Below are 21,409 nucleotides of genomic sequence, written 5' to 3' on the forward strand. Positions count from 1 at the left end.
AGGAGACACACGGCGAAAGCTATGCTAAAACAGTCGGGATGCTACAGTAATACATTGACGTACTGCATGTATGCAGAGGACATCACATTACAGGCTGCAGTATATTTTTAGTAGCCCCCTTCCCAGGTAGCGGGAAGCACATTTTTGCAAACCCAGAGGCAGCGTCGTTTTCTGGCTCTGGAGACAGCTTATAACAGAGGATAACCGCGCATGGTGCTTGGCAAACCGCAAACAGACCCGACTCTCGAATGGTTCTTGTCTCATTGCCATATTCATAAGTACCCATCGAAGAGCACGCTGATTCACCAGGGTGAAAAAGCGGAAACGTTGTATTACATCGTTAAAGGCTCAGTGGCAGTGCTGATCAAAGATGAAGAAGGGAAAGAAATGATCCTTTCTTATCTGAATCAGGGCGATTTTATTGGTGAATTAGGCCTCTTCGAAGAAGGTCAGGAACGTAGCGCCTGGGTACGTGCCAAAACCGCATGTGAAGTCGCTGAAATTTCCTACAAAAAATTTCGCCAATTAATCCAGGTCAACCCGGATATTCTGATGCGCCTGTCTTCTCAGATGGCTCGTCGTCTGCAGGTCACGTCTGAAAAAGTCGGCAACCTCGCCTTCCTCGACGTAACTGGTCGTATCGCGCAGACTCTGCTGAATCTGGCGAAACAGCCTGATGCGATGACCCACCCGGACGGCATGCAGATTAAAATCACCCGTCAGGAAATCGGCCAGATCGTTGGCTGCTCCCGTGAGACCGTCGGCCGTATTCTGAAGATGCTGGAAGATCAGAACCTGATCTCCGCACACGGTAAGACTATCGTCGTCTACGGCACCCGTTAACCCCATCGAAGTGGCGCGTTACCCAGTAATGCGCCACTTTTGTTTGCACCGATGTGGCGAAGACTGATATACCACCCAGAGATCAACTACGCACTACGGCAGACGCTAGTGCTATGTTTACCTGTGGCTGTTGGTCTGATCATCGGTCAGCTTCATCTGGGCCTCCTCTTCTCCCTGGTCCCTGCCTGCTGCAACATTGCCGGTCTTGATACCCCGCATAAGCGCTTTTTCAAACGTTTAGCTATTGGCGCGTCTTTGTTTGCCGGATGCAGTTTGATCATGCAATTACTGCTGGCAAAAGATATACCACTGCCGCTTATCCTCACCGGCCTGACGCTAATTCTTGGTGTAACCGCCGAGTTGAGCCCTTTGCATGCGCGACTATTGCCTGCCTCACTTATCGCAGCGATTTTCACGCTAAGCCTGGCCGGCAACATGCCCGTCTGGGAGCCGCTGCTGATCTACGCGCTGGGCACGTTATGGTATGGCCTGTTCAACTGGTTCTGGTTTTGGATGTGGCGCGAACAGCCGCTCCGTGAATCGCTCAGCCTGTTGTATCGTGAATTAGCCGATTACTGTGAAACTAAGTACAGCATGCTGACCCAGCATGCCGACCCAGAAAAAGCGCTGCCTCCCCTGCTGGTTCGCCAACAAAAGGCAGTGGATCTGATTACCCAGTGTTATCAGCAAATGCATATGCTGTCGGCGCATCGCAACAACGATTACAAGCGCCTGCTGCGTGCCTTTCAGGAGGCGCTCGATTTACAAGAGCATATTTCCGTTAGCCTCCACCAGCCGGAAGAGGTGCAAAAGCTGGTCGAGCGTAGCCATGCGGAGCAGGTGATTCGCTGGAATGCGCGTACCGTAGCCGAACGCCTTCGGGTACTGGCCGATGATATTTTGTATCACCGTTTGCCGACCCGTTTCTCGATGGAAAAACAGATTGGCACACTGGAGAAAATCGCCAGGCAGCATCCGGACAACCCGGTGGGACAATTTTGCTACTGGCACTTTAGCCGTATTGCCCGCGTGCTACGCACCCAGCGCCCGTTGTATGCCCGTGACTTGATGGCTGACAAGCAGCGTCGGTTGCCGTTGATCCCAGCCCTGAAAAACTATCTGTCGTTGAAATCTCCAGCGCTGCGCAATGCCGGACGCATCTGCGTTATGTTGAGTATCGCCAGCCTGATGGGCAGCGCCTTACACCTGCCAAAGCCCTACTGGATTTTAATGACTATTCTGTTCGTCACGCAAAATGGCTACGGGGCGACCCGGGTACGCATCTTACATCGGTCGGTCGGTACGCTCGTTGGGCTGGTGATTGCCGGCGTCACGCTGCACTTTCATATTCCGGAAGGTTTCACGCTGGCAGCCATGCTGCTGATAACCCTGGTGAGCTATCTGATCATCCGTAAAAATTACGGCTGGGCTACCGTCGGCTTTACGGTCACGGCAGTTTACACCCTGCAACTGCTGACGCTGAACGGGGAACAGTTTATCGTGCCGCGGTTTGTCGATACGATCATTGGCTGCCTAATCGCCTTTGGCGGCACGCTCTGGCTGTGGCCACAGTGGCAGAGCGGTCTGTTGCGTAAGAACGCCCACGACGCGTTAGAAGCCGACCAGGAGGCCATTCGCCTGATCCTCAGCAACGATCCGCAGGCCACGCCGCTGGCGTATCAACGCATGCGGGTTAACCAGGCGCAGAACACGCTGTTCAACTCACTGAACCAGGCGATGCAGGAGCCAGGATTCAACTCGCACTACCTTGCGGACATGAAACTGTGGGTCACGCACAGCCAGTTCATCGTCGAACACATTAACGCGATGACCACGCTGGCAAGGGAACATACGATGCTGACGCCGGATTTGGCGCAGCGGTATCTGGAATCCTGTGAAATTGCGCTTCAGCGCTGTCAGCAGCGGCTGGAGTATGACGGACCGGGAAGCTCGGGCGATGTGAATATTCTCGAAGCGCCGGAGATGCTGTCCCACGGTCCGTTAAGCACTCTTGAGCAGCATCTGCAACGGGTTCTTGGGCATCTGAACACCATGCATACCATTTCGTCGGTAGCATGGCGTCAGCGACCGCACCACGGGATCTGGCTGAGCCGCCGACTACGGGACATGAAGGGTTAAAAGATTTGCCGGATGCGCTACGCTTATCCGGCCTACGAATCACACCTTACCCTGTAGGCCGGATAAGGCGCTCGCGCCGCCATCCGGCAATCAGCTCACCACCTTCGCGACAGCCTGCGCGAAACGCTGCATCCCTTCATCGATATCCGCCTGCTCTACCACCAGCGACGGCGCGAAACGCATTACGTCCGGCCCGGCGTTCAGCACCATCACCCCTTCGTGCGCGGCGGCATAGAGGAAATCGCGCGCCCGGCCTTTAAACTGCGGCTTCAACTCGGCGCCAATCAGCAGCCCCATCCCGCGAATATCGCTGAAAATGTCGAACTGTTGATCAATCTTGTGCAAATGCTGGACAAACGTCTGACGTTTGGCCTGAATGCCTCCCAGCACTTCCGGCGTGTTGATGATATCAAACGCTGCACCCGCTACCGCGCAGGCCAGCGGGTTACCGCCGTACGTGGAACCGTGCGACCCCACGTGGAACGCGGAGGCAATCTCCTGAGTGGTCAGCACCGCGCTCACCGGGAAACCGCCGCCGAGCGCCTTCGCGCTGGTGAGGATATCCGGCGTCACGCCGTAGTGCATATAGGCAAACAAATCGCCGGTACGCCCCATCCCGCTCTGCACTTCATCAAATACCAACAGCGCCTGGTGCTGGTCACAGAGTTCGCGCAAACCTTGCAGGAATTCCGGCGTAGCCGCAGTGACGCCGCCTTCTCCCTGAATTGGCTCAACCACCACCGCGCAGGTGTGATCGTCCATCACCGCTTTTACCGCATGCAGATCGTTAAACGGGACATGGATGATATCTGCCGGCTTTGGTCCAAAGCCGTCGGAGTATTTCGGCTGCCCGCCAACAGAAACGGTAAACAGCGAACGGCCGTGAAACGCATTATGGAAGGCAATGATTTTGGTTTTGAACGGGCTATGACGCACACAGGCATAGTGGCGCGCCAGCTTAAAGGCGGTTTCGTTGGCTTCCGTACCTGAATTCATGAACAGCACGCGCTCGGCGAAGGACGCATCAATGATTTTACGGCCTAAACGCAGCGCGGGTTCATTGGTGAAAACGTTGCTGGTATGCCACAGGGTTTCCCCCTGGGTTTTTAACGCCTCAACCAGTGCCGGATGGCAATGCCCTAGCGCGGTAACTGCAATGCCGCCCGCGAAATCAACATACTCTTTGCCCTGTTGATCCCAGACTCGACTCCCTTTTCCTTTTACCGGGATAAACTCAGCCGGTGCATAAATCGGCAGAATCACTTCATCGAATGTCGCGCGCGTAATAGCAGTTTGTTCAGTTGCCATGTCATTACCACCCTGTTAAGCAGAAATGCTAGTGAAATTATAATCACAAAATATGAATAAAAAATCACTGAATAGCAACCACAAATCAGCGATTGAGGAAATTAGCCAGCAGCTGATGCCCCTGTTCGCTGAGAATACTCTCCGGGTGAAACTGCACCCCTTCCATATCCCACTCACGGTGACGAATGCCCATAATCTCCTGCGTTTCACTCCAGGCCGTCACTTCAAAGCAGTCAGGAAGCGTTTCGGGGGCAACCACCAGAGAATGGTAGCGCGTCACCGTTAATGGGTTGGCGAGTCCCTGAAAAACGCCCTGCCCGTTATGCGTAATCGGCGAGGTTTTACCGTGCATCACTTTTGCCGCCCGAACCACGCTCGCGCCAAAGGCCTGCGCCATCGCCTGGTGACCGAGACACACGCCCAGCAGAGGGATGTTGCCCGCGAAATGGCGAATTACATCCAGCGAGATACCGGCGTCATCCGGCGTGCAGGGTCCTGGGGAAATCACGATTTTTTGCGGGCTCAACGCATCAATTTGCGCCAGCGTCAGCTCGTCGTTACGCCTGACAAGGACATCAGCGCCCAGTTCGCAGAAGTATTGGTACAGGTTCCAGGTAAAAGAATCATAGTTATCAATAAGCAGGATCATGGCGGCTCCGGTACATAAGAACCGCGCTATTCTACTCAGTTTCCGGGGCTTCGCTTACCACTTTACGAAATATCGCCCGCAGCGCAGACAAGTCACCCATCGCCCCGCTCTGATTAGCCAGATTCCACTCCTCAACCGGGATGTCATCCCAGCTCAGCATATACCCGGCATGAATCGCTAATTGTTCGAAGAAAATACGCTGCGCCAGGCCGCTGCCAATACGAAACGGATGCAGCACGTTGATTTCGCAATAATAGTGTGCAAGACGATCGACAAACTTGTCTTCCGGCAACCCCACCAGCCAGGACTCATCTTCCAGGTCCTGCATCAACGCATTGCCCTCTTTCTCGATATAAGCGAAATGGCAAAAACGGGTATCGCCCTGGTAGATATCGACTTCCCGCAGATGTCCCGCCCAGTCAAAAATATCCCGATACAGCTGGCGATGAATGGCGCACAGATGCGGCAATCCCCGTTTAAGCGGGCCCAGCTCGATAGTGGCCGCACGCAGCGCCGTCAGTTCATAGGCCGCCTGCGTCAGTCGTTGCGCCTGATGGATCCCCAGACGGTTACGCATGACATTCAGGCCCGGATACAAATAGGGGTCGCGTCCATCACCGAATTTATCGCTCATAGTGCCTCCTCAACTCTTCAAGACGCGCCAGGGCGTCTTCAGCACTCAGAGTAACCCGTGGAATATCCACACCTTCCAGCCGCCGACTGGCCTGGAAATTGGCATTTCGTCGTTGTTCCCAGAGCCGGGACTTTTGTTTATCGGTGAGTTTTTTCACATGACCTCCCTGAATGAGCCGACACTTGCCACAAGTATAAGCAGCAATTTCGGGTTACGCAGAGAAGGGAGAGAACGCGGGCGAGAACTGCCCGCGCAAAATACGGTTATGGCAGGACTTTAGCAGACAGGATAACAATCGGTTTTGACGGAACATTCTGGTAAGGACCGACATCATGGGTCTGTACCTGAGAGATCTTATCCGCGACATCCATACCTTTCACAACTTTACCGAAGACAGCGTAGCCAAAGTCGCGCTGGCCGTGATCGAGGAACGCATTGTCCGCAATGTTGATAAAGAACTGGCTGGTCGCGCTGTCTTTATCCGCTGTACGCGCCATAGCAATCGTGCCGCGGGTGTTACGCAGTCCGTTATCGGCTTCATTCTTGATTGGCGGGTTAGGTTTCTTCTGCTGCATCTGCTCGGTAAAACCGCCGCCCTGCACCATGAAGCCAGGGATCACGCGGTGGAACGTAGTGTTGTTATAGAAACCGCTGTTGACATAATCGACAAAGTTTTGCACTGAAACCGGGGCTTTCTGACTGTTCAGCTCCAGCTCAATGTTACCGGCAGAGGTTGTCAGCAGGACATGCGGGTCACCTTTTGCTGCCAGTGCTGCGGGAGAAAGAGCAGAAAGAGCGAGAACAGCTGCAACAGCCGCCAGAGTCGATTTGAGCATGAGAATTCCTTAACAAGAGCAGAAATGAAGCAAGTGAATTGATTCTAAAGAGCCTTCAAGGACAAGGCCATCCCTTTACTTAATTTTACGTACTTGAAACAAATGTAACCTTATAGCCCCAAGACTCAATGCGATCTAGATCACATAAAAAAATGTAACGGAGCTGGTAATTGCCAATAAACATTTAAATGCATCACTAAAACGCCTAAAATCTGCCCGCTCACGGCGCAGTCAATGCGCCTCCCACTTCTATACAGGCCAGTCATGACTAACAGCAATCGCATCAAGCTCACATGGATTAGCTTTCTCTCCTACGCCCTGACAGGCGCGTTGGTAATTGTCACCGGGATGGTGATGGGAAACATCGCAGAGTACTTCCATTTGCCCGTTTCCAGTATGAGTAACACCTTCACCTTTCTGAATGCCGGCATTCTGATCTCTATCTTCCTGAATGCCTGGCTGATGGAAATTGTGCCCCTGAAAACCCAATTGCGCTTTGGCTTTATCCTGATGGTTCTGGCGGTCGCCGGACTGATGCTCAGCCATAGCCTGGCCTTGTTCTCAGCCGCCATGTTTGTACTGGGTCTGGTGAGCGGTATCACCATGTCGATTGGTACGTTTCTGGTGACTCAGATGTACGAAGGCCGCCAGCGCGGTTCTCGTCTGCTGTTTACTGACTCCTTCTTCAGCATGGCTGGCATGATTTTCCCGATGGTGGCCGCGTTCCTGTTAGCGCGCAGCATCGAATGGTATTGGGTCTATGCCTGTATCGGCCTGGTATACGTCGCCATTTTCCTGCTGACCTTCGGCTGCGAATTCCCGGCGCTGGGCAAACACGCGCAGCAACCGGACGCGCCGGTAGTGAAAGAAAAATGGGGTATTGGCGTGCTGTTCCTGGCGATCGCCGCACTGTGCTACATCCTCGGTCAGTTGGGCTTTATCTCCTGGGTGCCGGAATACGCCAAAAGCCTTGGCATGAGCCTGAACGACGCAGGTAAACTGGTCAGCGACTTCTGGATGTCTTACATGGTTGGCATGTGGGCGTTTAGCTTTATCCTGCGTTTCTTCGATTTGCAGCGCATCCTGACCGTACTGGCGGGTTTGGCCACCGTCCTGATGTATCTGTTCATCACCGGTACGCCGGAGCATATGCCGTGGTTTATTCTGACACTGGGCTTCTTCTCCAGCGCGATTTATACCACCATTATTACTCTCGGCTCCCAGCAGACGAAGGTCGCATCACCTAAACTGGTTAACTTCGTTCTGACCTGCGGCACCATTGGTACTATGCTCACTTTCGTGGTAACCGGCCCTATCGTGGCGCACAGCGGACCGCTGGCAGCATTACAGACGGCCAACGGCTTGTATGCCGTAGTATTCGTGATGTGCTTCATCCTTGGGTTCGTCACGCGCCATCGCCAACATAACGTGCCAGCAACGCATTAATCTCACTGCCGGATGGTATCTGCGCTATCCGGCACATTCTCACTCCATCTGCCTTTCACTGGTCATGTAGGCCAATTCTTACAAAAGCCCCTTAAATTGTATGCTTTTTATACAAACACGAAAAGTCAGTTAATTCCGTTACTTATAAAAATGCTGACAAATCAGTTATATACCTCTTAAGGAGTATATAAAGGCGAATTTGATTTGCATCAATAAGCGGGGTTGCTGAATCGTTAAGGTAGGCAGTAATAGAAAAGAAATCGAGGCAAAAATGAGCAAAGTCAGACTCGCTATTATCGGTAATGGTATGGTCGGCCATCGCTTTATTGAGGATCTTCTTGATAAATCCGACGCTGCCAATTTTGATATTACCGTCTTCTGTGAAGAACCCCGCAAAGCGTACGACCGTGTACACCTGTCCTCCTACTTCTCCCACCACACCGCCGAAGAGCTTTCTCTGGTGCGTGAAGGATTCTACGAGAAGCACGGCGTTAAGGTGTTAGTGGGCGAGCGCGCAATTACCATCAACCGCCAGGAGAAGGTGATCCACTCCAGCGCGGGTCGTACGGTCTATTACGATAAGTTGATCATGGCGACGGGCTCTTACCCGTGGATCCCGCCGATTAAAGGTTCGGAAACCCAGGACTGCTTCGTTTACCGTACCATCGAAGACCTCAACGCCATTGAGTCTTGCGCACGCCGGAGCAAACGCGGCGCCGTCGTCGGGGGTGGCCTGCTGGGCCTGGAAGCCGCCGGCGCGCTGAAAAGCCTCGGCGTTGAAACCCACGTGATTGAATTCGCCCCAATGCTGATGGCTGAACAGCTGGATCATATGGGTGGCGAGCAGTTACGTCGCAAAATTGAAAGCATGGGCGTGCGCGTGCACACCAGCAAAAACACCAAAGAGATCGTCCAGGAAGGCACCGAAGCGCGCAAAACCATGCGTTTTGCCGACGGTAGCGAACTGGAAGTCGATTTCATCGTCTTCTCTACCGGTATTCGTCCACGCGACAAACTGGCCACCCAATGCGGCCTGGACGTCGCTCCGCGCGGTGGTATCGTGATTAACGACACCTGCCAGACTTCTGACCCGGATATCTATGCCATCGGCGAATGCGCCAGCTGGAACAACCGCGTGTATGGTCTGGTCGCTCCAGGCTACAAAATGGCGCAGGTTGCCGTTGACCATATTCTCGAAACCGAAAACGCCTTTGAAGGCGCGGATCTGAGCGCCAAGCTGAAGCTGCTCGGCGTTGACGTCGGCGGGATTGGCGACGCACATGCGCGTACGCCGGGTGCCCGTAGCTACGTCTATCTCGACGAAAGCAAAGAAGTCTACAAACGCCTGATCGTTAGCGAAGATAACAAAACCCTGCTCGGCGCAGTTTTAGTCGGCGACACCAGCGATTACGGCAACCTGCTGCAGCTGGTGCTGAACGCCATCGAACTGCCGGAAAACCCGGATTCACTGATTCTGCCAGCACACGCGGGTAGCGGTAAGCCGTCTATCGGTGTCGATAAACTGCCGGACAGCGCGCAGATTTGCTCCTGCTTCGATGTCACCAAAGGCATGCTGATTGCCGCTATCAACAAAGGCTGCCACACCGTTGCAGCGCTGAAAGCTGAAACCAAAGCCGGTACCGGCTGTGGCGGGTGTATCCCGCTGGTAACGCAGGTCCTGAACGCCGAACTGGCGAAACAGGGTATCGAAGTTAACAACAACCTGTGCGAACACTTCCCGTACTCACGTCAGGAACTGTTCCATCTCATCCGCGTAGAAGGCATCAAAACCTTCGAAGAGTTACTGGCAAAACACGGGAAAGGCTACGGCTGTGAAGTGTGTAAGCCGACCGTCGGTTCTCTGCTGGCTTCCTGCTGGAATGAGTACATCCTCAAACCGCAGCACACGCCTCTGCAGGACACCAACGACAACTTCCTGGCGAACATCCAGAAAGACGGTACCTACTCCGTGATCCCGCGCTCTGCGGGTGGTGAGATTACCCCTGAAGGGCTGGTGGCCGTGGGCCGTATCGCGCGTGAATTTAACCTGTACACCAAAATCACCGGTTCTCAGCGTATCGGCCTGTTCGGCGCGCAAAAAGACGACCTGCCGGAAATCTGGCGTCAGCTGATTGAAGCGGGCTTTGAAACCGGCCACGCGTACGCCAAAGCGCTGCGTATGGCAAAAACCTGCGTGGGCAGCACCTGGTGCCGTTACGGCGTCGGCGATAGCGTCGGCTTCGGCGTAGAACTGGAAAATCGCTACAAAGGCATTCGTACCCCGCACAAAATGAAATTCGGCGTCTCCGGCTGTACCCGTGAATGTGCGGAGGCTCAGGGTAAAGACGTGGGTATCATCGCCACAGAGAAAGGCTGGAACCTGTACGTTTGCGGTAACGGCGGGATGAAACCTCGTCATGCGGATCTGCTGGCGGCGGATATCGATCGCGACACGCTGCTCAAGTACCTTGACCGTTTCATGATGTTCTACATCCGTACCGCCGACAAACTGACCCGTACCGCACCGTGGTTAGACAATCTGGAAGGCGGTATCGAGTATCTGAAATCTGTCATCATCGACGACAAGCTGGGTCTGAACCAGCACCTGGAAGAAGAGATGACCCGTCTGCGTGAAGCGGTGGTCTGCGAATGGACAGAAACGGTTAACACCCCATCCGCGCAGGTTCGCTTCAAACACTTTATCAACAGCGAAAAACGCGATCCAAATGTCCAGGTTGTGCCTGAACGTGAACAACATCGTCCGGCCACGCCTTATGAGCGTATTCCGGTGACTCTGGTGGAGGAAAACGCATGAGCCAGTGGCAAAACATCTGCAAAATCGATGACATTCTGCCTGCAACAGGCGTCTGCGCCCTGTTAGGTAGTGAGCAAGTTGCGATTTTCCGCCCGTATCACAGCGACCAGGTGTTTGCGATCAGCAACATCGACCCGTTCTTTGAGTCCAGCGTACTTTCTCGTGGGCTGATTGCTGAACATCAGGGCGAACTGTGGGTCGCCAGCCCGCTGAAAAAACAGCGCTTTCGTTTAAGCGACGGCCTGTGCATGGAAGACGAACAGTTCTCCGTGAAACATTACGAAGCGCGAGTGAAAGACGGCACGGTACAACTGCGCGGTTAATAAATTTTTGGGAGGCGCAACGCCTCCCCTTTTTTGACGTATTTGCAGGTCTTTTATTGGTAGGCCTGATAAGCGTAGCGCCATCAGGCAATTGCAAAAGCACATTGCCGGATGGCGGCATAAATGCCTTATCCGGCCTACGGTTACGATTTTTTTTATTTTTTGTACTTCAAGGATAATCAAATGTTTACTGACACTATCAATAAGTGTGCGGCTAACGCTGCGCGCATCGCACGCCTGTCGGCTAATAATCCGCTCGGATTCTGGGTCAGTTCGGCAATGGCAGGGGCTTATGTCGGTCTCGGCATCATCCTTATTTTCACCCTCGGCAATCTGCTCGACCCGTCCGTACGTCCTCTGGTGATGGGGGCAACCTTTGGCATCGCTTTAACGCTGGTCATTATCGCCGGTTCGGAATTGTTTACCGGTCACACCATGTTCCTGACGCTCGGCGTCAAAGCGGGTACCATCAGCCACGGCCAGATGTGGGCTATCCTGCCGCAAACCTGGCTGGGTAACCTGGTCGGCTCCGTGTTTGTCGCCCTGCTTTACAGCTGGGGCGGCGGCAGCCTGCTGCCGGTTGATACCAGCATCGTCCATTCGGTTGCGCTGGCGAAAACGACCGCGCCTGCAACGGTGCTGTTCTTCAAAGGCGCGCTGTGTAACTGGTTGGTTTGTCTGGCAATCTGGATGGCAATCCGTACCGAAGGCGCGGCAAAATTCCTCGCTATCTGGTGGTGTCTGCTGGCGTTTATTGCTTCCGGCTACGAGCACTCGGTTGCCAACATGACGCTGTTTGCCCTCTCCTGGTTCGGTCACCACAGCGAAGCTTATACCCTGTCAGGAATTGGTCATAACCTGCTGTGGGTGACACTCGGTAATACTTTGTCCGGTGTCGTATTCATGGGATTGGGTTATTGGTATGCTACGCCAAAATCGGAGCGTCCTGTTCCGGCAAAAATCAACCAGCCAGAGGCTGCTGCCAATAATTAAGGGGTAATGTCGTGGATCATTTGCCTATATTTTGTCAACTACGTGACCGCGACTGCTTGATCGTCGGCGGTGGTGATGTCGCAGAACGCAAAGCGCGCTTACTGCTGGAAGCGGGCGCACGTTTAACGGTTAATGCGCTGGCGTTTATTCCGCAGTTCAAAGTATGGGCAGATGAAGGCATGCTGACGCTGGTTGAAGGGCCATTCGATGAGTCTCTGCTCGACGCCTGCTGGCTGGCTATCGCCGCCACCGATGACGATACCGTCAACCAAAGCGTCAGTACCGCCGCAGAATCACGCCGTATTTTCTGCAACGTGGTCGATGCGCCAAAAGCAGCCAGTTTTATCATGCCCTCCATTATCGACCGCTCGCCGCTGATGGTGGCGGTCTCCTCCGGCGGGACATCGCCGGTGCTTGCCCGTCTACTGCGTGAAAGACTTGAATCCGTATTGCCTCAGCATCTGGGCCAGGTCGCGCAGTATGCCGGCAAGTTGCGTTCCCGAGTGAAGCAACAGTTTGCCAGCATGGGAGAGCGTCGTCGCTTCTGGGAAAAATTGTTCGTGAATGACCGCCTGGCGCAGTCGCTGGCGAACAGTGACCAGAAAGCCGTCGAGGAAACCACCGAGCAGTTGCTTAGCGAACCGTTGGATCATCGCGGGGAAGTGGTGCTGGTTGGCGCCGGTCCTGGCGATGCCGGGCTGCTGACGTTGAAAGGACTACAGCAGATCCAGCAAGCAGATGTCGTGGTCTATGACCGTCTGGTGTCCGACGACATCATGAACCTTGTACGCCGCGATGCGGACCGGGTCTTCGTCGGTAAACGCGCGGGCTACCACTGCGTACCGCAGGAAGAGATTAACCAGATCCTGCTGCGTGAAGCGCAACAGGGTAAACGCGTCGTGAGACTGAAAGGTGGCGATCCGTTCATCTTTGGCCGCGGCGGCGAAGAGCTGGAAACCCTGTGCCACGCCGGTATTCCATTCTCCGTTGTGCCGGGTATTACCGCTGCTTCCGGGTGTTCCGCCTATTCCGGCATTCCGCTGACCCATCGTGATTACGCCCAGAGCGTACGTCTGGTTACCGGACACCTGAAAACCGGCGGAGAGCTGGACTGGGAAAACCTGGCGGCAGAGAAACAGACGCTGGTGTTCTACATGGGTCTGAACCAGGCGGCCACCATTCAGGAAAAACTGATCGAATTTGGTATGCAGCCCGATATGACTGTCGCGTTGGTAGAAAACGGTACTTCTGTGAAGCAACGCGTCGTCAACGGGGTACTGACGCAGCTCGGCGAACTGGCGCAGCAGGTTGAAAGCCCGGCGCTGATTATCGTCGGTCGTGTGGTAGGCCTTCGCGATAAGCTGAACTGGTTCTCGAACCATTAATATAGTTTCTGAAGATGCCCTGATATTCAGGGCATCTATTTATCCCCCAGCAGAAATAAATAAAAAACGAACCGCGCTATATACTCTCCTCAATAATCCGACTATTAATCATTAATTAAAATATAAGCATCCAGCAATCTAATTCATTAATTATATAAAGCTTATTATGTCCTTATCCGGACTACTTAAAGTTTATTTTAGTTGATATCCTAACCGCCGAGAAATGGATTTCATCCATTTAAAAATAGATATCTTACAAGGATTTTAACATGCTGAAATTTGCAAAAATCACCCTCGTTGCTGGTGTTCTGGCTACGCTGACCGCGTGTACTGGCCATATCGAAAATACAAAAAATAACTGCAGCTACGATTACTTCCTGCATCCAGCGATTTCAATTTCTAAAATTATTGGTGGCTGTGGTCCGGCTGCAAACCAGTAATAAAAGCGATTGCGCAGATACAAAAAAAACCGGGAATTTCCCGGTTTTTTGCATTTATAGATTAGATGCTCATTCACATGCTATCGCACTCACGCTCTCGCGCAGAATACGTAGCACGGTCTGTTCTCCACTTCGGTTTGGATTAATACGAATCGCATAATCACCCAGCAACGGATTCGCTTCGCGAAACGTCCCCGAAAGGCGATAGAACAGCGGAGGGATCTCATACTTCGACTCAGCTCCCACCGGGTATGGCAGCGCGCCTCTCTCTTGCGCCGCTTTCAGCACGCGGGCGGCAATCGGCTGATGAAACTCCACGATCAGCACCTTCGACTGGGCATTGGCGATGACGGCCTTTTTCACCTCGGGTAGCGCTCCGCTATTAAGCATCGTCAGCAACCGTTCAGCAACGCCAGCCTGTACCGCATGCATCACCGGCGCGAAAACCAGACCACGAAGCACCTCCAGCGCCTGCGCCCCCTGAATCTGGCTGCCGCCGGAATAAAGCGTCGCGCGGATTTTCGCGATAGCTTCCGCCTTGCCGACCACCGCCCCGACGCCCTCCGGGCCGAAGAGTTTAAAGCACGAAAAAGTAGACAGCGTCGCCCCAAATTCACAGCCAATACCGTCAACTTTCATCACCGCGTAGTTGTCATCGGTTAACGTCGGTACGCCGCACCGCGCGATTTCCGCCAGCACCTCGGCTAACACGTAACAATCCTGCGGTTGCTGACGCGTATGCTGCACCAGCGCGGCGTCAGGACGATGCTGCGTAATCGCCTGGGTGATTGCCGGGAGGCAGTTAAAATCCGCCCTCACCAGGGTAATGCCCATCTGCTCGACGAGCACCTGGGTTGTAGGATACACAGGCGCATCGTGAACTAACAGTCGCTGGCCGGGTTTGAGCAGCGCAGCCAGCCCGGCGCGAATAGCCCCGGTGCCTGCGCCCTGAACCAACGCTGCGGCCTCAGCGTGAAACGCCTCGGCCAGCACCTTTTCCACGCGTTGCGTCACCCGAGGCTGATTCAGCCCCGGGGCCAGCCCTATATCACCACCGGCCAGAAAATCAGCGCCAGGAAAGTGACGGCAAAGCGTATCCACCAGCGCAAACTGCTTTTGCTGTGCCTGCGCAAGCGTCAGGCTTTGCAGAGGGAACGTCTTCATGTTTTACGCCTCCTCAAGCCGGAACAAACAGACCAAACCAGTAGAGAATATTCAGCACAATACCGGTTATCATTACCGCTACGACCGGAGCCGCCATCTTCTGAACCGGACGCCCTATCGATTCGTTGAGGAAGTAAATCGCTACCGCAATTGAGAAACCGGTGTAGCCTGCCATCTTGATGGCGGCAAAAATCGAGCCTACCAGCAGCGCCATTTCCATCAGCATATTCATCGCATTACGAATATTGTCCGATGCGTTACGCACTGACGGATAACGCCCCAGCCATTTGCCAATAGAGCGCAGCAGTAACACTTCCGCTGAAATCACGATAGCGCCAAGGATTGCCGCTATCCACGGGTTCGGCGCCAGGTAACCTACGGAGAACACGAAGGTAAAACCCGCTACCGCATACACGCCCGTCGCCAGCGCGGTTGTCGCAATCATCGGTACAAAACCCAGCCCGCGCATAAACTCCGCCAGGGCCGCCTGATTCACCAGCGTCTGCGACTGCTCCGGCGAAATCCCAGCCGAATACGCTTTTTCCAGCGTAAAAATTGAAACCTCGCTGCCGGCGAAAATCTTCATACTGGCGACGGCGGCAATCAACGCGCCGACAATGGCGATATACGGCAGGTTTTTAATAATCCGCGAGGTTCGTTCTTCAAAGACCGATAGCCCGCTGGCATCCATCTCGTCATCGCCGCGGTGGCGAATATCATGCGTAATGGCGATCGCCAGCAGCATCATCATCCCCACAAAAATCTCAATTGATTCCGGGTTCAGGTGTGGGAAGTAACGCACCAACACCACGCGGGTCATCAGTACCACCACCGCCGCGATAATGCTGTGCTTCCAGCCAAACTGATAGAAAATCGCCACCAGCGGGAAGAGTGCGAATGCGGAAACCACCGGAGAACTCAGTTCACCGAGGCTACCCAGTACATCAACCGGCAGCGCCGTGAGCAGATGGTTCACCGGCAGCAGGCAGGTCAGAATCAATACGCCCCAGATAGCGCCCAGACCGAACGCCAGTAGGCTGTTCATCGCCAGCACGCCGAGAATATCCGTCGGCAGGAACAGCAGCCAGGCGTTGAGCAAGCCGGTTTTCAGGGTAAATGAGATCCCCACCGACGCCACAAAGCCGATACTCAGACCAAACGCGATACTCCCCGCCTCACGGCGATTCATGTACCCCTCGATCAGCTGCGGCAGAATCGGGCGGATACCGTCATGAAAGACGGCCGCCGAGCGATGTGCCAGAAGTGACGTCATGCCGGTCAGGCAGGCCACCACCACAATCTGAATATACAGATCCATAGTCATGCCTTTTATTTCAAATGGTTAACCAGCATCGGAATCGCATGTTCAACATGTTCGACGGAGAGACCAAAAGCCACTTTCCCTTCCGCAACCATTTTTGCGATATGTTCGTCTTTCGCCTTAATACCCGGCCTGGCGATAGTGCAGCTTTTGTTGTAGCCAATCACCGCGATGGCAATCGACAGCGCCGCGCCCGCGCCGGTGTTACAAGCGCCGATGTAGTAATCCAGCAGTCCGGATTTCACTTTCATCGCCGCTTCCATGTCGTTATGAATGGATACTTCAAAGCAACCCGGAGCTGCGGTTTCAATGGTCTTTTTAATCTGCTCACGCTGTAAGCCAGCAACGCCAATCTTTTTCATGATTCTGTCCTTATTGGAAAAATTTTGAGGGGTTATCACGTAACATCGTGTCCACATCGGCCTGGCTGAATCCTGACTGGCGCAACTGTGGGATAAAAGTGGTTAACAGATAGTCGTAGCCATTGCCGCCATTGGCTTTTAAATGCGAGCGGCGGGTAATGTCCATGGAAAGCATCACGCGATCAAGCAGCCCGCGATTGCGCAGCGCATGGAGCATGCCAATGCGTTTCTCGTCCGGGTAATAGTTGTTTTTACCGATGGTATCGAACTGCACATACGCGCCGAGATCGATCATGCGTAAGATATTGTCGAGATTATCTTTCAGGTCGCAGTGACCAACGGTTACGCGAGAAAGGTCAACGCCGTGCGCCTGCAGCAACACCAGCTGTTCCAGGCCCATGGTGCTAAACGAGGTGTGGGTGGAGATGGGACGTCCGGTTTCGATGTGCGCCCGCGCCGCGGCGATAAACACCTTCTCTTCAAGCGGCGTAATCACCCCTTCGCTGGAGCCAATTTCCGCAATAATTCCGGCCTTCAATTCAGTACCATCAATACCGATGACTATCTCATCGACCATCTCCTGCGCGAGCTGTTCCACGCTGCGAGCCGCGACATGTTCAGGGAAAAACGCATCCTGGTAATAGCCAGTGCAGGCCATGACGTTGATACCGGTATCGCGCATCAGGTCGAGCATGAATTGTGGATTACGCCCCATATAGCGGTTGGTCATCTCAATAATATTGCTGACGCCTGACGCCCGGAGATCCTTCATCTCCTGACAAATCAGATCGTACTGATCTAACCGGCAGTCGAGGTTATTTTTGAACCCAGAGAGATCGATATGCAGATGTTCGTGGACCCAGGTATAGCCCGTCGGATCAAAGTTCATAAGGTGTCTCCTGTAAGGCGCAATGCCGAGAGAAAAGAGCAGCCATTTTGTGGCGCCGCCGCGCCGAAAAATTCACACACCGTCGCGCCAACATCGGATAACGTCGCCCGGATGCCTAATTGCGCAGGCTCCAGCCCCTGTTGATACACCAGTACCGGCACAACTTCCCGGGTATGATGGCTGTGACCGATGGTCGGATCGTTGCCGTGATCGGCCATGACCACCAGACAGTCACTTGGATCCATAGCGGCCAAAAGGCGTGAAAGATTAAGATCGACAAGCTGCAACCGTTCGGCATACCGCGCTACGTCTTCAGCGTGCCCGGCAAGATCGGTTTCCTGAATGTTGGTACAGATAAATACCGTCGGCTCAGCGTTAAATTCGTTAAGCGTGATATCCATGATCTGCTGGCTATCCACCAGGTTTTGCCAGCTGCGCCCGTGCGGATTGGCAACGATGTCCGCCACTTTACCGACCAGCACGGTAGGGATTCCGACGTCATGCAGTTTTTGCGGCACCTGTACCTGCTCATCTACGCCAAAACCCATATGCCTGACCTGGAAGCCATTTTCATAGGCGCCGGAACGTGGAGCGTTAATGCCGATAAAGCGTCCTTCTTTGGTCTCGGCTGCATCCAGAATGCGCTGGCTGTCTTTAAGCTGACCGCCAAACGCGATCACGCGCCCGACCTGAACCTGCTCACGCACCACACGGCCTATTTTTAGCACCTCATCAAATGGGATAACGGCAAGATTGGCGGTAATGTTGTAGACCTGACCTAAATCCGCTTCGAGGTTATCGCCCACTGCGACCGCATTGTTGACCCAAAGAAACGCCAGATCGCCGCCGCGGCGTTCCACCTGCCAGCCCGCGGCTTTCAGCGCTTGCTCAACGCCATTGATGACGTCGCTAAATGGCATCCGCAGCGGAGCCTGAGGTCGTGTGCCTAAAATCTCCTGATGGCCCATAAAGGTATCTCCCCCTTCATGCTGCAGCTCTGCAACGCCCCAAACCGCCGATGCTGAAGGTTTCATCACGCCAGGCGTAAAGCCCAGAGCGTTAATCAGCCCCAACTTTTCCATGGTTGGCAACCGTAACTGCGGGAGTTCGCCCAGGATATGGCCGCAGGTATTCGCTCCCGCATCCTGCGGCCTGACCAGCGTGACGTCTTTCATTGCGCCAACACCAAAACTGTCGATCACCAACACGACGAATCGAGCCATTAGTCCTCCAGAATATTGCCGAGACTGTCGTAACGCGCGACGATTTCAGCCGCGCCGCGCTGAATGCCCGACACCAGCACCACGTCGCTACGCGTCACGAAGATCTGGGTGCGAAAACAGAAGATCACCGCGCTACTCACCGGAAATTCGCCGGCTACAGGCAGGTAGTAGTCAATGCTGCTGTCGTCGACGGGTTTAAGCTTTGCGGCTATTGGGGCGTCATTTTCCGGCGTAAAGACCAGCGCGTTTTGCGCGTGACCACGACGGTAATAGCCCCCGCCATAGCAATAACTGTCCCCACGAAACGTGTGTGAAACCTCGCTTAACCACAGCATCGCAATGCGTTCCGGCTGGTCGCCTTTTTGGTTACAAGGAATGGTGCCGGTCAGCGCATGACCCGGCTCAGCATGGGTGACACCATATTCCGCCAACAGGGGAAGTGACGCGCAGCTACTGGCTGACGGCGCATTAAGTTGCTCAATGGCAATCCCGGCTTCCGCCAACTGACGTCGGGCGCTCACCAGCGTGTGCAGATTAGGCGTCGGCATCGTCTGCGCTGATTTTTCATCCCATAACAGGCAGGGGAAATGGGTTAACCCGCACAGACGCAGGCCCGGCAGGCTGCCGATTTCATTGACCACATCCGTCAGATACTTCAGCGGAAATCCGCTTTCCTGCCCCGGATAGAGAAAATCATCCTTGTCATACACCTTCAGCATCACGTTCTGTTCACAGCCGGCCTTCACCGCCGCAGCCGAAACTTCGCGCGCTTTCTCCAGCGAGAACAATGTGATGACCTCAGTGCCTTGCGCCACTGCCTCATTGACCAGCCGCGACGGGATCTGCACCAGATGTCCCTGATGCGCAACCGGTAACCCGGCGCGGCGCATGACGCGGCTCTCCTTGTAATCGACAACCACGATGCCTTCATAGCCAAGCTGTAACAGCTTCTCTGCCAGCCACGGGTTACGTCCTACCTGTTTGGTCATCAGATATAGCGAGATGCCATGTTGCCTGGCGACATCCAGCAGGCGTTTGCCATTCTCCATGACCTGATCAACATCAATGACCCAACTGTCAGGCGCGATCTTCCCTTGCTGCCACAACGCGATAGCGGCCGAGATAAGTGCGGGGTTCTGGCGTTTCAATGCATCTATAAACATTTCTCTGCCTCGTTCTAATCCTTCAGTTAAATATTCATTTTTTTGAATATTTAGGGTGCAATAAGCTCATTGCCCATTGATTTCAGACGCCTTCGTTCGCCGCCATCCACAATCCGTACAGGTTAGCCAACATATAGCCTTCTTCATTCGCGTGCGGCGTCACCGTGAACTCTTTCAGCAGCGCCTGATGTACCAATAAAATAGTTGGCCACAGATGAGATTGCGCCAACTCCTCCAACAGCTCACCATCCAGCGCTTCAATCACTTCGCCCTGGCGACTGCGCATTAACGCGCTCGCCATATGGGTCATCGCCATGGTCCCTTGCTCGCTATAAACCGGTAAACACCACTCTTCATCCAGCCGCCTGACCACCTGCAGCATGCCGCTACAAATATCCTTGTCGATAACGCCCGCTTCACACAGCAGGTTAAGCCTGTTTTCCATATCGTTCGCCTTCACTTAATAACTGGGTTCCTGTTCACCGTTCGCCACACGCTGTTGGTGGGCAAGCAGCGCCTCTTTATTGACGACCGCTCGTAGTAGCTGTTGCATCGGATAATCCTCCGCCCGGGTCAGCACTACCGCCTCCGTGGCCTGCAGAAATCGCGGATCGTTGGTGAGCGGCGTGGCTTCTAATCCCAGTACCGCCAACTCGGCCTCTGCAACCACGTTCCAGATAACCGCATCCACATCCCCTCTCGCGATACGCTGCAAGCTTTCGTGATAAGGCATATCGATCAATTCAACGTCACGGTCGCCAAAACAGGCCTCGGTCATGATTTTCTGATCCGCCGAACGGTTATCGAGCCCGACACGTTTTACATCTGCGGATTCGCCCTTGCGACAAATCAGCTGATGCTCGCCGACGTAGGTATGCGGTCCCAGCGCCAACGTAATGCGCAATCCATCCTGGGCAAGGTAACTTTCCGCCGCCAGGCGGGAAACTACCGCCATGTCATAGACGCCGTTCAGCAGGCATTCCACGCGAATATCAGCCCCACGCATGTGTGCGTAATAAAACGGGATCCCATCGAATTGAGCCTTAAGCCCACTCGCCAGTCCTTCATATAAACGGGTGTAGGGCAGCGGCATCGCGCAGACCACGTTATTAATATCCACATGCTTTAGCAGCGTACGGTTATCCATCTCCACCAGATAGCTACCGTTACGCCCGCGGCGCTCAATACGGATCGCCCCGGAGGATTCCAGCGTTTTCAACGCGGCCTGGGTTAACCCTACCGATGAGTGACACTCGGCAGCCAGTTCATCGATAGTTTTCAGTCTGTTACCGCACTTCTCACCGAGCAGGTAACGGGCCAGGGTTGTCAGCACAACCCCCTCTTTCTTGATAAATGTCCGACGCATTTTATATTTTCAGTAAAGTGAATATTTATATCTTCATTAAAGTGAAGATATAACGCAATGAGGAAATGTGCAAACGGCGAGGCGCCTCACATTTTTTGAGATTTACCAAC

Annotated in this window: 21 protein-coding genes; 8 read left to right on the forward strand and 13 right to left on the reverse strand. The window is 54.0% G+C overall.

All coding sequences use genetic code 11. The features are described from left to right. The first annotated feature begins 210 nt into the window (after positions 1 to 210). Positions 211 to 843, forward strand: a complete 633-nt coding sequence (crp, locus tag OGV80_RS06705) for a cAMP-activated global transcriptional regulator CRP (RefSeq protein ID WP_000242758.1) — start codon at positions 211 to 213, stop codon at positions 841 to 843. 51 nt (positions 844 to 894) lie between these two features. After that, positions 895 to 2,982 carry a YccS/YhfK family putative transporter gene (locus tag OGV80_RS06710; protein ID WP_087051957.1) on the forward strand — a complete coding sequence of 696 codons (2,088 nt, stop codon included), beginning with the start codon at positions 895 to 897 and terminating at the stop codon, positions 2,980 to 2,982. Positions 2,983 to 3,072: 90 nt separating this feature from the next. On the opposite strand, the gene argD is transcribed toward OGV80_RS06710, so the two are convergent. From argD to ppiA, 5 genes are all read right to left on the reverse strand, one after another. Further along, the gene (gene argD, locus OGV80_RS06715; RefSeq protein WP_286514234.1) at positions 3,073 to 4,290 is read right to left on the reverse strand and encodes a bifunctional acetylornithine/succinyldiaminopimelate transaminase; all 1,218 of its coding nucleotides are present in this window, start codon (positions 4,288 to 4,290) and stop codon (positions 3,073 to 3,075) included. 85 nt (positions 4,291 to 4,375) lie between these two features. Next, complete coding sequence (gene pabA / locus OGV80_RS06720; RefSeq protein ID WP_043018554.1) at positions 4,376 to 4,939, reverse strand: aminodeoxychorismate synthase component 2; 564 nt, start codon at positions 4,937 to 4,939, stop codon at positions 4,376 to 4,378. Positions 4,940 to 4,970: 31 nt separating this feature from the next. Then, the gene (locus OGV80_RS06725) at positions 4,971 to 5,573 is read right to left on the reverse strand and encodes a putative adenosine monophosphate-protein transferase Fic (protein ID WP_087051956.1); all 603 of its coding nucleotides are present in this window, start codon (positions 5,571 to 5,573) and stop codon (positions 4,971 to 4,973) included. Further along, on the reverse strand, positions 5,563 to 5,730 hold the full coding sequence (gene ficA / locus OGV80_RS06730) for a FicA/YhfG family antitoxin (protein ID WP_003827708.1): 168 nt from the start codon (positions 5,728 to 5,730) through the stop codon (positions 5,563 to 5,565). The genes OGV80_RS06725 and ficA overlap by 11 nt, the downstream gene beginning before the upstream one ends. Positions 5,731 to 5,836: 106 nt before the next feature. Next, positions 5,837 to 6,409: a peptidylprolyl isomerase A gene (gene ppiA, locus OGV80_RS06735; RefSeq protein ID WP_003023595.1), complete on the reverse strand. Its 573-nt coding sequence runs from the start codon at positions 6,407 to 6,409 to the stop codon at positions 5,837 to 5,839. 264 nt (positions 6,410 to 6,673) lie between these two features. Between ppiA and tsgA the strand changes: the two genes are divergently transcribed. The 6 genes from tsgA (at position 6,674) to OGV80_RS06765 (ending at position 13,811) form a co-directional block, all read left to right on the forward strand. Further along, entirely contained in the window at positions 6,674 to 7,855 is a 1,182-nt protein-coding gene (gene tsgA / locus OGV80_RS06740; RefSeq protein ID WP_043018556.1) for an MFS transporter TsgA, read from the forward strand. Positions 7,856 to 8,126: 271 nt separating this feature from the next. Then, on the forward strand, positions 8,127 to 10,670 hold the full coding sequence (gene nirB / locus OGV80_RS06745; RefSeq protein WP_043018557.1) for an NADPH-nitrite reductase large subunit: 2,544 nt from the start codon (positions 8,127 to 8,129) through the stop codon (positions 10,668 to 10,670). Beyond that, the gene (nirD, locus tag OGV80_RS06750; RefSeq protein WP_043018558.1) at positions 10,667 to 10,993 is read left to right on the forward strand and encodes a nitrite reductase small subunit NirD; all 327 of its coding nucleotides are present in this window, start codon (positions 10,667 to 10,669) and stop codon (positions 10,991 to 10,993) included. Before nirB ends, nirD begins: the two co-directional genes overlap by 4 nt. Positions 10,994 to 11,176: 183 nt before the next feature. Beyond that, complete coding sequence (gene nirC / locus OGV80_RS06755) at positions 11,177 to 11,986, forward strand: nitrite transporter NirC (RefSeq protein ID WP_043018835.1); 810 nt, start codon at positions 11,177 to 11,179, stop codon at positions 11,984 to 11,986. A gap of 11 nt (positions 11,987 to 11,997) precedes the next feature. Beyond that, complete coding sequence (gene cysG, locus OGV80_RS06760) at positions 11,998 to 13,371, forward strand: siroheme synthase CysG (protein WP_043018559.1); 1,374 nt, start codon at positions 11,998 to 12,000, stop codon at positions 13,369 to 13,371. Positions 13,372 to 13,640: 269 nt separating this feature from the next. Beyond that, a complete protein-coding gene (locus tag OGV80_RS06765) occupies positions 13,641 to 13,811 on the forward strand; it encodes a YhfL family protein (protein WP_003827690.1) in 171 nt (56 codons plus the stop codon). Positions 13,812 to 13,880: 69 nt separating this feature from the next. On the opposite strand, the gene OGV80_RS06770 is transcribed toward OGV80_RS06765, so the two are convergent. The 8 genes from OGV80_RS06770 to yhfZ all read right to left on the reverse strand — a co-directional run bounded on the left by OGV80_RS06770 (position 13,881) and on the right by yhfZ (position 21,299). Beyond that, positions 13,881 to 14,975, reverse strand: a complete 1,095-nt coding sequence (locus OGV80_RS06770; protein ID WP_087051955.1) for an aminotransferase class I/II-fold pyridoxal phosphate-dependent enzyme — start codon at positions 14,973 to 14,975, stop codon at positions 13,881 to 13,883. A gap of 13 nt (positions 14,976 to 14,988) precedes the next feature. Beyond that, positions 14,989 to 16,293 carry a YhfT family protein gene (locus OGV80_RS06775; RefSeq protein WP_286514241.1) on the reverse strand — a complete coding sequence of 435 codons (1,305 nt, stop codon included), beginning with the start codon at positions 16,291 to 16,293 and terminating at the stop codon, positions 14,989 to 14,991. 11 nt (positions 16,294 to 16,304) lie between these two features. Beyond that, complete coding sequence (locus OGV80_RS06780) at positions 16,305 to 16,658, reverse strand: DUF2620 domain-containing protein (RefSeq protein ID WP_087051954.1); 354 nt, start codon at positions 16,656 to 16,658, stop codon at positions 16,305 to 16,307. Positions 16,659 to 16,668: 10 nt separating this feature from the next. Beyond that, positions 16,669 to 17,547: a phosphotriesterase-related protein gene (locus OGV80_RS06785; protein ID WP_043018562.1), complete on the reverse strand. Its 879-nt coding sequence runs from the start codon at positions 17,545 to 17,547 to the stop codon at positions 16,669 to 16,671. Then, on the reverse strand, positions 17,544 to 18,770 hold the full coding sequence (locus tag OGV80_RS06790; RefSeq protein WP_087051953.1) for a phosphopentomutase: 1,227 nt from the start codon (positions 18,768 to 18,770) through the stop codon (positions 17,544 to 17,546). The genes OGV80_RS06785 and OGV80_RS06790 overlap by 4 nt, the downstream gene beginning before the upstream one ends. Continuing rightward, positions 18,770 to 19,933 (reverse strand): YhfX family PLP-dependent enzyme, encoded by a 1,164-nt coding sequence (locus OGV80_RS06795; RefSeq protein WP_087051952.1) that lies wholly within the window; start codon positions 19,931 to 19,933, stop codon positions 18,770 to 18,772. The genes OGV80_RS06790 and OGV80_RS06795 overlap by 1 nt, the downstream gene beginning before the upstream one ends. A gap of 82 nt (positions 19,934 to 20,015) precedes the next feature. Continuing rightward, entirely contained in the window at positions 20,016 to 20,378 is a 363-nt protein-coding gene (locus OGV80_RS06800) for a hypothetical protein (protein WP_003847975.1), read from the reverse strand. 15 nt (positions 20,379 to 20,393) lie between these two features. After that, complete coding sequence (yhfZ, locus tag OGV80_RS06805) at positions 20,394 to 21,299, reverse strand: GntR family transcriptional regulator YhfZ (RefSeq protein ID WP_043018565.1); 906 nt, start codon at positions 21,297 to 21,299, stop codon at positions 20,394 to 20,396. Positions 21,300 to 21,409 lie beyond the last annotated feature (110 nt).

It is taken from the genome of Citrobacter sp. Ce119, from assembly GCF_030334525.1.
Lineage (GTDB): Bacteria > Pseudomonadota > Gammaproteobacteria > Enterobacterales > Enterobacteriaceae > Citrobacter > Citrobacter europaeus.